Below are 13,683 nucleotides of genomic sequence, written 5' to 3' on the forward strand. Positions count from 1 at the left end.
CGTGCACCAGAATGGCCGCATGCTCGCCGACATCGTCGAACACCTCATCTGCCCCGTCTGCCGAGCCGATCTCCGGCTGGACGGCGCCGCCCTGCGCTGCGCGGCCGGGCACTCCTTCGACGTGGCGCGGCAGGGATACGTCAGCCTGCTGGTCGGATCGCGGCCGCCGGGCACCGCCGACAGCGCCGCGATGGTGGCGGCCAGGGCCGAATTCCTCGACAAAGGACATTACGCACCGCTCGCCGACGCGCTCGCCGAGGCCGTCCGCAGCCGAATCGTTCCAGCAGAACATGAGTCCTCCACCGAAACGAATGACGGCGCGGAGTTGAGGGCGTACCGTGGGGCGGGAGTGGAGGCCGGTGACGGCACGGGACCAGGAGGTTCCGGGCAGGAGCCGGGCATCGTCGACGACCGTGGCGTGGTGGGCAGGATCTCGCCGGTGGTGGTCGACGCAGGCACGGGCACCGGGCACTATCTGGCGGCCGTGCTCAATGCGATGAACGATGGCATCGGGATGGCGTTCGATGTGTCGAAGCACGCTGTACGCCGGGCGGCGCGGGTGCATCCCAGGGCAGGGGCGTTCGTGGCCGACGTGTGGCGCCCGCTTCCGATCAGGAGCGGGGTGGCCGATGTGGTGATCGACGTGTTCGCGCCCAGGAACGGGCCCGAATTCCGGCGCATCCTGCGTCCTGGCGGCGCGGCGGTGGTCGTCACTCCGGCGCCGCATCACCTGAGTCCGCTGGTCGAGCAGCTGGGGCTGCTCTCGGTGGACGAGGAGAAGGAGCGCAGGGTGGCACGCAGCCTCGAGGGTTTCGTGGAGATCGACCGGCGCTCGATCGAGTTCGAGATGGAGCTGGGGCATGGTGACATCGCCCAGGTCGTCGGCATGGGCCCGAACGCGTGGCATAGCGAGCCGGACACGCTTGATACGCGAATTGCCGCATTTGTGGCCGAGAATGTCGCCGCGGGAAAGCAGGGTGTAGTAACCCGTGCGGCGTTTCAGCTGTCTATCTTCGAACCGGCGCCCCGATCAAGATCTGTTTCTTGACGGGCCTGTGCGACTGGTGTTACTGATGGGGCATTTAGTCCGAAATTCCCCCACATTCTCGGAGAATTTCCCCGGCACAGGCGCAATACTGGACGACATCCCACGCCCCGGGGCGCGGGACATCAATGGGAGGGGGCGCACCGGATGAAGGCGGAGGAACGCTGGCAGGCCAGGTTCCGGGCGTCGCGCATGACGCTGCCGTTCTGGGCGCGCCAGGCCCCGAACCGCTCCATCTACCGCTCCAACGCCACCGGCAAGTGGGAGGTCTACGCCTGGGACCGCGTCGCCGGCACCACCCGCCAGGTCACCGACCAGCCCAAGGGCACCGCGTACGCGGCCATCGACCCGACCGGCCAGTGGATCTACTGGTTCGCCGACACCGACGGTGACGAGCTCGGCGGATGGTGGCGCCAGCCGTTCACCGGCGGCCAGGGCGAGCCGGTCGCGACCGACCTGGAGCCGGGCCAGCCCAGCGGCATCGCGCTGTCCACCACCGGCGCCGCCGCCATCAGCCTGGCCAGCGGCGACAGGTTCCGCGTGCACCTCGTACGCCCGGGCGCGCCCGCCGAGACCCTCTACGAGCACACCGAGGCCGCCTGGGTGGCCGCCATGTCGCTCGACGGCTCCCTCATCGCCATCAACCACGGCGAGTACGGCGACTTCCGTCACCCCGCGCTGCGCGTCATCCGCCAGGACGGCCGCGTGGTCGGCGAGCTGCACGACGGTCCAGGCAAGGGCGTGGTCGGCCTGAGCTTCGCCCCCGTCGCCGGCGACCGCCGCCTGCTGGCCCTGCACGAGCGCCGCCGCCGCAACGAGCCCCTCGTCTGGGACCCGGCGACCGGCGAGCAGCGCGAGATCTGGCTGCGCGACTCGGGCGAGCTGTCGGCCGAGTGGTACGACGACGGCCGCGGCCTGCTCATCCTGCGCGACGACCGCGCCCGCACCTACCTGCACCGCTACGACCTCAGAGGCGGCGGGCTGACTCTCATCGAGACGCCGCACGGCGTGATCGAGGAGGCCGCGCCGAGGCCCGGCGGCCACGTCGAATACTCCTGGTCCAGCGCCTCTCGCCCGCCGGTCATCCGCTCGACCAGCGGCCAGGTCGTGCTCAACGCCGGCGGGCCGCCCGCGCCGCCGAGCGTGCCCGTCGAGGACATCGACGTCGAGGGCGAGGGCGGGCGCATCCACGCCCTGGTGTCCAGGCCCGAGACCGGCACGGCCCCCTACCCCGCGGTGTTCCTGCTGCACAGCGGGCCGACCTCGCACGACCGCGACGAGTTCTCGCCCGAGGTCGCGGCCTGGGTGGACGCCGGGTTCGCGGTGGTGCGGGTCAACTACCGCGGCTCCACCGGCTACGGCTCCGACTGGCGCGACGCGCTGCACGGCGACGTCGGCCACATCGAGCTGGCCGACGTGGCGGCCGTGCGCGAGTGGGTCGTCGATCACGGCATCGTGGACGGCACGCGTACGGTGCTGGCCGGCACGTCCTGGGGCGGCTACCTCGCGCTGCTCGGCCTCGGCACCCAGCCCGGCCTGTGGGCGTGCGGCATCGCCGCGGTGCCGATCGCCTGCCACCAGACGTCGTACGAGGACGAGGCCGAGAGCCTGCGCGCCTACCACCGCGCGCTGCTGGGCGGCTCGCCCGACGAACAGCCCGAGCGGTACGCGGCCAGCTCCCCGATCACGTACGTCGACCAGATCAAGGCCCCGCTGCTGATCCTGGCCGGCGAGAACGACACGCGCTGCCCGCTGCGGCAGATCGAGAAGTACGTGGCGAGGCTGGCCGAGCACGGCCGCGAGCACGAGGTCTACACCTACGACGCCATCCGCGGCTCGCTGGTCGTCTCCGAGCGCATCGCGCAGACGGCCCTGCAGCTCGACTTCGCGCGCAGGCACGTCGGGTGCCCCTGACGAGAGGGCTTGACCTCTGGTCAGGGAACGTGTCAGCATCACGGCACCCTGTTCCCCGGCTGGAAGAACGTACGTGAGCAGCAAGAACCCGGGCCCGCCATGATCGGGCAGGCGCTAGCGGGCGCGCAGCACCACGATCGCGAGGTCGTCGGCGCTCGGCTCGGAGGCGAACTCGGCCGCGCCCCTGCGGATGCGCTCGGCCACCGCCCTGGCCGACAGGCCCGCGCACTCGGCCAGCATCTTGGCCAGGCCGCCGTCGTCGTCGAGCAGCCGCCCGCCGGAGCGGCGCTCGGTCACCCCGTCGGTCACGGCCAGCAACACGTCACCGGGGTCGAGCCGGATGGTGTCGGCCTCGAACATGACCTCGTGGAAGACCCCGAGCAGCGACTGCGGGGTGGTGACCGCCTCGACCTTGCCACTCGGCTTGAGCCGCAGCGCCTCGGGATGGCCGGCCGAGACCAGGCGCACCTCCATGCCGCCGTCGGCCACCGGCGTGATGTCGCCGTGGAGCAGTGTGAGGAACCGCGCCCGCTCGCCCTCCTCCAGGATCGCCTGGTTGAGCCGGCCGAGCACGGCGGCCACGCCGTAACCCTCTCTCGCCAGCAGCCGCAGCGTGTGGCGGGCCAGGCCGGTGACGGCGGCGGCCTCCGGGCCCGTGCCGCACACGTCGCCGATCGCGAAGCGCCAGGAGTCGTCGCCGGCCTTGAACAGGTCGTAGAAGTCGCCGCCGACCTCGTTGGCCTCGCCGGCGGGCTCGTAGATGACGCCGTAGTCGAGGCCGGGCACCTCGGGCTCGTTGGGCGGCAGCAGGCTGCGCTGCAGCGCCCGGTTGGCGGCGGCCTGCTGGGCGTAGAGGCGGGCGTTGTCCATGGCCAGCGCCGCGCGCCTGCCGATGTCGTCGGCGAACTGGATGACCTCGTCGGGGAAGCGGTCGGGGCGGCCGAGGCACATCATGCCGAGGCTGCGGCCGCGGGCCATCAGCGGCACCGCCAGCACCTGCCACTCGGCGAGGTGGATGGCGGAGGTGACCCTGGTGTCGGCGGCGGCGACGTCCATCTCCGTGAGCTGCTCGCGCAGGCCGTCGATGCGCGCCTCGTCGGCGTGCCACAGATAGACCAGGCGCGGCGGCGCGTTGTTGTCGGAGGTGTAGACGGCGCACCAGTTGGCCAGCCGGGGCACCACGACCTGGGCGATGATGGCCGGCACCATGTCGGGGTCGAGCGTGCCGGCGAGCAGGTCGCTGGCGTCGGCGAGGAAGCCCAGCCAGTGGGGCCCTCTGCTGCTCTCCTCCATCCATTCGGCTGCCATGCTGTCCGTGGAGCCGGGTAGCGTGAGCCTTGCCCAGTGGACACGGGAATCGCCCGCAAAGGTGACTCCCCACTCCTCGACGTGCACGGAAGGAGCCTTCGGATCAGCTTGGGAGAGGTTTCGCTGCCGCAGCTCGACCTGGACTGCGTCCCCGAAATGCTTCCAAATCACCTCAAACGGCTCGTCAGCGGCCTGCGCGGTAAGATCTCCGGCGACCTGCTCGGCGGTGTGGAGCATGCCGCCAGTGGCCCACGCGGTCATCACCTCGCGCGTGAACCTCATCGCAGCCGTCACTGCGGCCTCGCCGGGCGCGAACGTCGCAGCGAGCACCGCATGGGGAGAAGCAGTCATCCTCACGTGCCTACCACACTTCCCGCTGACTTGGGGTAAATCCAAGGACAGGACTACGAGCTACTCATCGTGACAGACTTGAATCACTCGCCGGAGCCAGCCGCGAGTGAAGGAGGCCCCATGACCACGGCCAAGGCCGAGCCAAGCCCGGAGGAGAGGACGTACACCGAGTCGGATCTCGTGCCCATCCTGGAGACTCTCTTCTCCTGGCGTGACGGCGACTTCCGGCGTCGGGTTCCTCATGCCCCTCCCGGCATCCTGAGCGAGGTGCGGCTGCTGCTCAACGAAGTGGCCGACCGTCGCGAACACCTGGCCAACGAGCTGACCCGCGTACGTAAAGAAGTGGTCAAGGAAGGCCGCTTCGGCGAGCGGCTGTCGCCCGGGCCAGGGGTCGGCGCATGGGCGGAGAGCGTCGAGTCGGTCAACCAGCTCATCGACGCCCTGGTGAGCCCGGTGAGCGGCGCGGCCGACGTCATCGACGCGGTCGCCAAGGGTGACCTGTCGCGCCGCATCGACCTCGACAGGTCGGCGCGCGGCGAGGTGCGCCGGCTGGGCAAGGCGATCAACGGCATGGTCGACCAGCTCGCGCTGTTCAACTCCGAGGTCACCCGCGTGGCGCGCGAGGCCGGCACCGAGGGCCGCCTGGGCGGCAGCGCCAACCTGCGCGGCATGTCGGGCAGCTGGCGCGACCTGACGGAAGCGGTCAACACGATGTCCTCGCGCGTGGCGGCGCAGGTGCGCGACATCGCCGTGGTGACCACCGCCGTGGCCAAGGGCGACCTGAGCCGCAAGGTGACGGTCGACGCCGTGGGCGAGATGTTCGAGCTGAAGAACACCGTCAACACGATGGTCGACCAGCTCTCGGGCTTCGCGGAAGAGGTCACCCGCGTCGCCCGCGAGGTCGGCACCGAGGGCCAGCTGGGCGGCCAGGCGCAGGTGACCGGCGTGTCCGGCGTCTGGAAGGACCTCACCGACAACGTCAACTTCATGGCCAACAACCTCACCTCGCAGGTGCGCAGCATCGCGACGGTGGCGACGGCCGTCGCCCAGGGCAACCTGTCGAAGAAGATCACCGTCGACGCCCAGGGCGAGATCCTGCAGCTGAAGGACACCCTCAACACGATGGTGGACCAGCTGTCGTCCTTCGCCGACGAGGTCACCCGAGTCGCCCGTGAAGTGGGCACCGAGGGCAAACTGGGCGGCCGGGCCGAGGTCAAGGGCGTGTCGGGCGTCTGGAAGGACCTCACCGACAACGTCAACTCCATGGCGGCCAACCTGACGTACCAGGTGCGCAACATCGCGCAGGTCACCACCGCGGTCGCCAACGGCGACCTCACCCGCAAGATCGACGTCGACGCGCAGGGCGAGATCCTCGAGCTCAAGTCCACCATGAACACGATGGTCGAGCAGCTGTCGTCGTTCGCGTCCGAGGTGACCCGAGTCGCCCGCGAGGTCGGCACGGAAGGCCAGCTGGGCGGGCAGGCACAGGTAAGAGGTGTGTCGGGGGTCTGGAAGGACCTCACCGACAACGTCAACTCGATGGCCAACAACCTCACCTCCCAAGTACGCCAGATCGCCGCGGTGTCCTCGGCGGTGGCCCAGGGCAACCTGTCGAAGAAGATCACCGTCGACGCCCAGGGCGAGATGCTCCAGCTCAAGGACACCCTCAACACGATGGTGGACCAGCTGTCGTCCTTCGCCGACGAGGTGACCCGTGTCGCCCGTGAAGTGGGCACCGAAGGCCAGCTCGGCGGCCAGGCGCGGGTGAAGGGCGTGTCGGGCGTCTGGAAGGACCTCACCGACAACGTCAACTCGATGGCCAACAACCTGACGTACCAGGTGCGCAACATCGCCGAGGTGACCACCGCGGTCGCCAACGGCGACCTGACCCGCCGCATCGACGTCAACGCGCAGGGCGAGATCCTCGCCCTCAAGACCACCGTCAACCGCATGGTCGACCAGCTCTCGTCGTTCGCCTCCGAGGTCACCCGAGTCGCCCGCGAGGTCGGTACGGAAGGCCAGCTGGGCGGCCAGGCCCGCGTCGAGGGCGTCGAGGGCACCTGGAAGCGGCTCACCGAGAGCGTCAACGAGCTGGCGGGCAGCCTCACCACCCAGATCCGCGCCATCGCCACCGTGACCAGCGCCGTGGCCCGCGGCGACCTGACCCGCTCGATCGCCATCGAGGCGCAGGGCGAGCTGGCCGAGCTCAAGGACAACATCAACTCCATGGTGGGCAGCCTGCGCGAGACCACGCAGGCCAACCAGGAGCAGGACTGGCTCAAGTCGAACCTGGCCCGCATCTCCCGGCTCATGCAGGGCCACCGCGACCTGCTCGAAGTGGCCAAGCTGACGATGAGCGAGCTGACCCCGCTGGTCTCGGCCCGCTACGGCGCCTTCTACAGCATCGACCCCGAGGGCGACCACGAGCTGATCCTCATCGGCGGCTACGGCGTACGCCCCGACCGGGGGCCGCGCCGGCGCTTCGCCATCGGCGAGGGCATCGTCGGGCAAGCCGCGGCCGAGGGCCGGCACATCGTGCTCGACGACGTGCCGCCGGAGTTCATCACCATCGACAGCGGGCTCAGTCGCTCCACGCCCGCGCAGATCGTGGTGCTGCCGATCCTGTTCGAGAACCGCGTGCTCGGTGTGCTGGAGCTGGCCTCGTTCACGCCGTTCGGCGAGGTGCACCTCGACTTCCTGACGCAGCTCGTCGAGACCATCGGCGTCACGATGAACACGATCATCGCCAACTCCCGCACCGAAGACCTGCTCACCGAGTCGCAGCGGCTCACCCGCGAGCTGCAGGAACGCTCCGACGAGCTGCAGCGCCAGCAGGAGGAGCTGCGCAGGTCCAACGCCGAGCTGGAGGACAAGGCGGCGCTGCTGGCCAAGCAGAACCGCGCCATCGAGATCCAGAACTTCCAGATCGAGCAGGCCCGCCGCACGCTGGAGGAGCGCGCCGAGCAGCTCGCGGTCTCCTCGCGCTACAAGTCCGAGTTCCTCGCGAACATGTCGCACGAGCTGCGCACGCCGCTCAACAGCCTGCTGGTGCTGGCCAAGCTGCTCACCGAGAACGCCGAGGGCAACCTGACCTCCCAGCAGGTCGAGTTCGCCCGCACGATCCACAGCGCGGGCTCGGCGCTGCTGCAGCTCATCAACGACATGCTCGACCTGTCGAAGGTCGAGGCAGGCCGGATGGACATCCACCCGATCCAGGTCTCGCTGCCGAAGATGGTCGACCTGCTGGAGGCCGCGTTCGCGCCGCTGGCCCAGGACAAGGGGCTGGCCTTCCACGTGGAGGTCGAGCCCGACGTGCCGCAGGAACTGCGCGCCGACGAGCAGCGGCTGCAGCAGGTGCTGCGCAACCTGCTGTCCAACGCGGTCAAGTTCACCCCGCGCGGCGATGTCAAGCTGCGCGTCTCCACGCCGCCGCCGGGCGTGCAGTTCGACGACGACACGCTGCACGACGCCGACGACCTGCTCGCGTTCCAGGTGATCGACACCGGCATCGGCATCGCGCCCGACAAGCGCGACGTCATCTTCGAGGCGTTCCGGCAGGCCGACGGCACCACCAGCCGCAAATACGGCGGCACCGGCCTCGGCCTCGCCATCTGCCGTGACATCGCGCGGCTGCTCGGCGGCGAGATCCACGTCGACAGCGAGCTCGGCAAGGGCAGCACGTTCACGCTCTACCTGCCCGCCTCCTACACCGGCCCGCTGGCCGCCACCGACGGCGGCTCCGCCTCGCGGCGCCAGCTCATGACGCCGCCGTCGGAGGAGGTGCCCACCGCCGCCGCCACGCCCGAGCCGCCGCTGCCGCTCGACCTGCCGATGCCCGAGCTGGTCGAGCCGCCCGTCGAGACGCCCAGCCAGTGGCAGGGCGACGACCCGCTCAACGGTGCGAAGATCCTCATCGTCGACGACGACATCCGCAACGTCTTCGCGCTGACCAGCGTGCTGGAACGACACGGCTCCACGGTGGTCTACGCTGAAAACGGACGGGAAGGCATCGAACAGCTCGAACGGAACGAGGACGTCGCGCTCGTGCTGATGGACATCATGATGCCGGAGATGGACGGCTGGGCCACGACCTCCGCCATCCGGCGCATGCCGCAGTTCGCCGACCTGCCGATCATCGCGCTGACCGCCAAGGTCATGCGCGGCGACCGGGAGAAGTCCATCGCGTCCGGCGCGTCCGACTACGTGCCCAAGCCCGTCGACGTCGACCGTCTGCTCGAACGCCTGCGCGGCTGGCTCAGCCGAGGGCGTGGCAGCACCTCAGACGCGTCCGCAGCACCATCCGAAGGGTCGTGATCGATGCCGGAGCGTGCCAAGATCCTCCTCGTCGATGACCGCGAGGAGAACCTGATCGCCCTCGAAGCCATCCTCAGCTCGCTCGATCTGGTGCCGGTGCGCGCCAGATCGGGCGAGGAGGCGCTGAAAGCGCTGCTCAACACCGAGTTCGCGCTGATCCTGCTGGACGTACGGATGCCCGGCATGGACGGTTTCGAGACGGCCGCCCACATCAAGCGGCGTGAGCGTACCCGGAACATCCCGATCATCTTCCTCACCGTCGTCGACAGCGCCCCCGACTACGCCTTCCGCGGCTACGCGGCGGGCGCCGTCGACTACCTCACCAAGCCGTTCGACCCGTGGGTGCTGCGGGCGAAGGTGTCGGTGTTCACCGAGCTGTACAACATGAACAAGCGGCTCGCCGAGCAGGCCACGCTGCTGCGCGACCGCCTCAGCGGCGAGCTGCCTCCGGGCGCCGGCGATCAGGCGTCGGTGCTGCCCGAGTTGTCGCGGCGGCTGACGGCCGTCGAGGACGAGCTGGCGAGGGTGCGCGAGCTGGCCCGCAAGTCGCAGGACCCCGCGCTGGCCGTGCCGCTGTCCGATCTCGCCGAGCGGGTGACCCGCCTGCGCGCCGGCTTCGACGCCCTGTCCTGATCTCTCGCCCTGTCCTGATCTCTCACCGCCGCGGCGGTGAGGATCACTGGCGGGCGCGTTCCAAAGCGTCCCAGAAGCCGCGCCGCAGCGCGTGGCGTACCTCGTCGTGCAGCAGGAAGTCGATCGGCAGCGACGAGCCCTGGAGCAGGCGGGCCTCAAGGTCGGACGGCATGCGGGGCTTGCGGGCGAGCACCGCCTCAAGCCAGAGGGCGGGCGCGTCGCGGGCGACGGACTCGCCGAAGTCGTGGCCCTCCCTGTGGGCGGCCTTGACGGCGTCGGCCAGCGTGGTCGCGCCCGCCGTGGCGGCGGGCGGGGCGACCGGCGCGGGCTGGGGGCCGGTGTAGGGGCCGAGCTGCGCGGGCTGGTAGGAGCCGCTCGACTGCCCGGCCTGCTGCTGGTAGCTCGTGCTCGACTGGCCGGCCTGGCTGGGCTGCTGGTACGACGTGCTCGACTGACTCGGCTGCTGGTAGCTGGTGCTCGCCTGGCTCTGCGGCTGATAGCTCGTGCTCGGCTGGGCGGGGAACTGGCCGGTGCCGTTGCCGCCCGACTGCGGCTGCGCCTGGATGGGCCCGGTGGCGGGCGCGGGCGGCTGCTCGGACTGGTAGCTCGCGTACGTCGGCAGCACCGGAGGCGACTGCTGCTGCCCGCGCCCTGACGAGGACCCGCCGGAGGAGGCGGCCTGGCCGCTCGACGAGGACCCGGCCGCGTGGCTGCCGGTGGACTGCGGCGCCTGGGGCGTCTGCGCGGTCGGCATGGGCGGCAGCGAGGACGCCGGCAGCGACGGCGGCGAGGGCTGGGCGGGCGGCAGCGAGTGGGTGGCCTGGCCGTTGCTGAGCGGCTGGTGGTGACCGTTGGACGCCTCGGTGACGCCGGTGACCAGCGTGACGTAGGGGCGCAGGTGGACCGCCCCCAGCTCGACCAGGTCGTCGCACTCCTGGCGCAGCGACCGCGAGACGGCCCAGCCGCCCTCGGCCGCGATGTGGATGACGCTGACTCTGATGCCGAGGTCCTGCGCGTCGCACACCACCTGCGCCAGGTCCTCGTCGCCGCTGACCACGACCGCGTCGCAGATGGCGGTGTTGCGGGCGAGCGTCATGAGGTCGCGGTGCACCTGGGCGTCGACGCCCTCGCGGCGGCCCGGCCTGATGCGCGAGAGCCGCAGCTTGAGGCCGGGGATGTCGGCCAGCACGTCGTGCTCGGGGGTGCGGCGGCCCTCGACCGTCGCTTCGTACCAGTAGCAGCGCAGCAGCGGCAGGCCGGTGCGCTCGCGTGACAGGCTGGTCATCAGCTGGAGCAGCCCCGGGTAGTCCCAGGCGACCGCTTCGCGATGACGCGTGCCGTGCACGGCCATCGCGCCATCAGCCAGCAGATAGCCAGCGTCCACGAACAGCGCGCAGCGATCCACTGACCCCGCCCCTTTCCTGGTGGTCCGACCTTGCTGGCTCTGCACCGTCAGAGACCGGACTCGGCGGCCCTCTCTCAGGGTAATGAAAGCAGGTGATCGCGCGAGGCTTAATCCCGACGATTCGACTAGCGCTCGCCGTCGTGCCAGACCAATCAGGCGAACCGTACCAGTTTGTCCCGTTCGTGGTCACGGCCGTGCCCTTACACTCAGCGCGGCCACCCCGAACAGGACCACGTCCTTGTCCGTGACGATCGTCAGCCCGGGATCGACGCCGAGCTCGGCGCTGACCGTGTCGACGTCCACCCCGAAGGTCAGCTCCGCCACGCCGCCGGAGGAGCCGTCGAAGACGTTCGCGCGGTCGCGGCCGCCGCCCACAGGGGTCAGCGGGCCTGAGCCGAGCGAGACCTTGTCGCCCTGGAGGTCGGCGTCGCCCTCCCAGGCGACCAGCTCCGCCCGCGCGGGCGCGGCGGCGGGCGTGAGACCGCCCAGCGGGAGGCGTACGCGGCGGGCCGCGCCGCCGACCACGGTGGCCGTGTCGAGCACCATGGCCTGGCTGTACGGCTCGTCCGGGTCGGTCACGATGAACACCAGGCTCCAACCGGCGTGGCGGGCGGCGCCTTCCCGCATGGGGGCGTCGGCGGCCCACCACGTGCCGCTCCTGCGAGCGCCCGCCACGAGGTCGCTGACGTCGGCGAACGCCTGGTAGACCGGGCCAGGGGGCAGCTCGCGGACCGCCACGTCGGCGGGCCTGACCGTCACGTAGTGCCGCCGGCCCGGCGGGCGCAGCTTGATCGGCCCCGCCTCCTCACCGGCCGCCGACCAGTAGAGCCCCGCCCACACGATCTCGCCGCCCTTCGGCAGCGTCAGCGCCGCGCCGCTCGACGACTCGGTCTCCGGCCGGTCGTCCAGGTCGAGCGCGCTCATCGGCCACAGGTCGTTGTCACGCTGGGTGCCGGCCCTCCTGCGGGCCTCGGCGCAGCTCATGGCGTTACGCGGGCAGCTCAGCAGCGTGTTGCCGATCGCCCTGACACTCACCCGCCCGTCGGTGGCGAACCTGGCCGGCGCTCCCGTCGCCCGTACGCCATGCTCGGCTCTGGCCCGCACCCGAAGTCCTCCGGCCGCGACGAGCACAGAAGGCCCTTTGCTCTGAGGCGCCTCCCCTGCCACCGCCACGCGCAGGAACACCGCCGTGCCCTGGCCGGCCGCCAGCGCCTTCCTGACGCACCTGGCCCCGCCTGCGGCCGGCCGGCAACTCCACCCGTCCACCATCCGCGCCGGCCCCGCGACGGCGAAGCCCGGGCCGCCCTTCGCGGCGGGGATGAGGGTCACGCCGGCCGGCAGGCGGACGTCGGCCGTCAGGGTGGCGCTCGGGGAGCCGCCGTGGTTGCGGAGGCGGAGGGCGATCAGGCCGGGCTCGGCGCGGACGAGGGCGCCCAGCGGCTCGATCGAGGCACGCAGCCGGGCGGGGCCCGGTTTCGGCTCGGGGGCGGCCGGCGGCGGCACCCGGGCGGGGGCCTCGCTGGGTGTCGGGGCGCGTACCGGGACCGGGGTCTCAGGTGGCGCCTCGACCTGCACCGGATCAGGGGTGGCGGGCGACTGCGCGACCGGCGTGAACGCGGGCGGCTCGGCCCGCAGCGGGCGCTCGTCGGACACCAGCAGCAGCCCGGCCGCCGTGGCCACCAGCACCGCCGTGCCGCCCGCCAGCATGGCCTGCTGCTGCCTGGGCGCCCGCCGCAGCCGCCGCACCACGCCCAGCAGGCCCCCGGCGCCGCCGCCCGCCATCACCTTGGCCAGCGCCGCAGCGTAGCCGCCGAACATCGGCCCGGCGATCAGCGGGCCCACCATGACGCGCAGGCCCCTGTTGACGTCGGTCAGCTCGAGCAGCACCCCATGGCACTCCTCGCACGCCTTGACGTGGTCGTCCACCGTCCTGGAGTCGCGCCGCGCCAGCCCGCCGCGTACGTAGGCGCCCATCTTGCCCAGCACAGGACGGCACTCGCGCTGCGGCGGGGCGCCCAGATGCATCTGCAGGTACGCCTGCCGCAGCCCCTCCCTCGCCCGGTACGCCAGCGCCGCCACGCCGTTGGCCGACAACCCCAGCAGCGGCGCCACCTCCACCGGCCTGGCCCGCTCGACCTCGGTGTGCCACAGCACGGCCCGCCACCGCTCGGGCAGCGACAGGTACGCCCTGGCGATCAGCGACTTCTCCAGCCCCACCAGGGCGGGGTCGACGAAAGGCACACCCGGGTCGTACTGCTCGATCTCGCCCGTACTCACCTGGCGGCTCTCGACGCGCGACCGGTCGTGGACCGTGCGGCGCACGACGGTGAGCAGGTAGGTGCGGAAACCCGAGTCGGGCCCGCCGCCCCTGCCGACCAGGTCGAGGATCTTCGTGAACGCCTCCGCCACGACGTCCTCGGCCTCGGCGCTCCTGACGAGCTGCCGGGCCAGGGCGCGTGCCGCCGTCACGTGACGCTCGTAGAGCTGCCCGTAAGCAGCGGCGTTGCCCTCTCTGACCGCCTGAAGCAGCTCTGCGTCGCTCTGCGGCGATTCAGTACCCATAGTGACCTCACGATTACGCGGGGTTGCCCGCGCAATCATTCCGCACTCCCCCCAATGACTAAACCGGGTATGCGCCTTTACTCCAGCACCCGTCCCGGGACCCCAGCTCGCGCCCGCACGGGCGAAGGGCGGGCGGGGCTGGGCCGTGGCG

At 71.2% G+C, this 13,683-nt stretch carries 7 protein-coding genes; 4 read left to right on the forward strand and 3 right to left on the reverse strand.

Annotated features, from left to right (window positions below; genetic code table 11):
• Positions 1-19: 19 nt before the first annotated feature.
• Positions 20-1,048 (forward strand): putative RNA methyltransferase, encoded by a 1,029-nt coding sequence (locus AB0K18_RS34145; RefSeq protein ID WP_364922739.1) that lies wholly within the window; start codon positions 20-22, stop codon positions 1,046-1,048.
• Between the two features lie 144 nt (positions 1,049-1,192).
• Entirely contained in the window at positions 1,193-2,959 is a 1,767-nt protein-coding gene (locus tag AB0K18_RS34150; RefSeq protein WP_364922742.1) for a prolyl oligopeptidase family serine peptidase, read from the forward strand.
• Positions 2,960-3,073: 114 nt separating this feature from the next.
• Here the strand turns inward: AB0K18_RS34150 and AB0K18_RS34155 are convergent, their stop codons facing one another.
• On the reverse strand, positions 3,074-4,267 hold the full coding sequence (locus AB0K18_RS34155; RefSeq protein ID WP_364922745.1) for a GAF domain-containing SpoIIE family protein phosphatase: 1,194 nt from the start codon (positions 4,265-4,267) through the stop codon (positions 3,074-3,076).
• Between the two features lie 471 nt (positions 4,268-4,738).
• On the opposite strand from AB0K18_RS34155, the gene AB0K18_RS34160 reads away from it, so the two are divergent.
• Positions 4,739-8,932 carry a HAMP domain-containing protein gene (locus AB0K18_RS34160; RefSeq protein WP_364922748.1) on the forward strand — a complete coding sequence of 1,398 codons (4,194 nt, stop codon included), beginning with the start codon at positions 4,739-4,741 and terminating at the stop codon, positions 8,930-8,932.
• Positions 8,933-8,935: 3 nt separating this feature from the next.
• Positions 8,936-9,565: a response regulator gene (locus tag AB0K18_RS34165; protein ID WP_364922751.1), complete on the forward strand. Its 630-nt coding sequence runs from the start codon at positions 8,936-8,938 to the stop codon at positions 9,563-9,565.
• A gap of 43 nt (positions 9,566-9,608) precedes the next feature.
• Here AB0K18_RS34165 and AB0K18_RS34170 read toward each other — a convergent pair whose 3' ends face one another.
• Together AB0K18_RS34170 and AB0K18_RS34175 are read right to left on the reverse strand one after the other, a co-directional pair.
• Positions 9,609-10,970, reverse strand: coding sequence for an NYN domain-containing protein (locus AB0K18_RS34170; RefSeq protein ID WP_364922753.1), 1,362 nt, complete (start codon positions 10,968-10,970; stop codon positions 9,609-9,611).
• Positions 10,971-11,156: 186 nt separating this feature from the next.
• Positions 11,157-13,532 (reverse strand): sigma-70 family RNA polymerase sigma factor, encoded by a 2,376-nt coding sequence (locus AB0K18_RS34175; protein WP_364922756.1) that lies wholly within the window; start codon positions 13,530-13,532, stop codon positions 11,157-11,159.
• Positions 13,533-13,683: the final 151 nt, after the last annotated feature.

Origin of the sequence: Nonomuraea sp. NPDC049421 (assembly GCF_040677005.1) — a bacterium.
Classification (GTDB): Bacteria; Actinomycetota; Actinomycetes; order Streptosporangiales; family Streptosporangiaceae; genus Nonomuraea; species Nonomuraea salmonea.

Excerpts from the sequence above, each read along its gene's own strand:
- AB0K18_RS34145 (WP_364922739.1), top strand. The coding sequence starts at position 20 with ATGCTCGCCGACATCGTCGAACACCTCATCTGCCCCGTCTGCCGAGCC.
- AB0K18_RS34150 (WP_364922742.1), top strand. The coding sequence starts at position 1,193 with ATGAAGGCGGAGGAACGCTGGCAGGCCAGGTTCCGGGCGTCGCGCATG.
- AB0K18_RS34155 (WP_364922745.1), bottom strand. The coding sequence starts at position 4,267 with ATGGCAGCCGAATGGATGGAGGAGAGCAGCAGAGGGCCCCACTGGCTG.
- AB0K18_RS34160 (WP_364922748.1), top strand. The coding sequence starts at position 4,739 with ATGACCACGGCCAAGGCCGAGCCAAGCCCGGAGGAGAGGACGTACACC.
- AB0K18_RS34165 (WP_364922751.1), top strand. The coding sequence starts at position 8,936 with ATGCCGGAGCGTGCCAAGATCCTCCTCGTCGATGACCGCGAGGAGAAC.
- AB0K18_RS34175 (WP_364922756.1), bottom strand. The coding sequence starts at position 13,532 with ATGGGTACTGAATCGCCGCAGAGCGACGCAGAGCTGCTTCAGGCGGTC.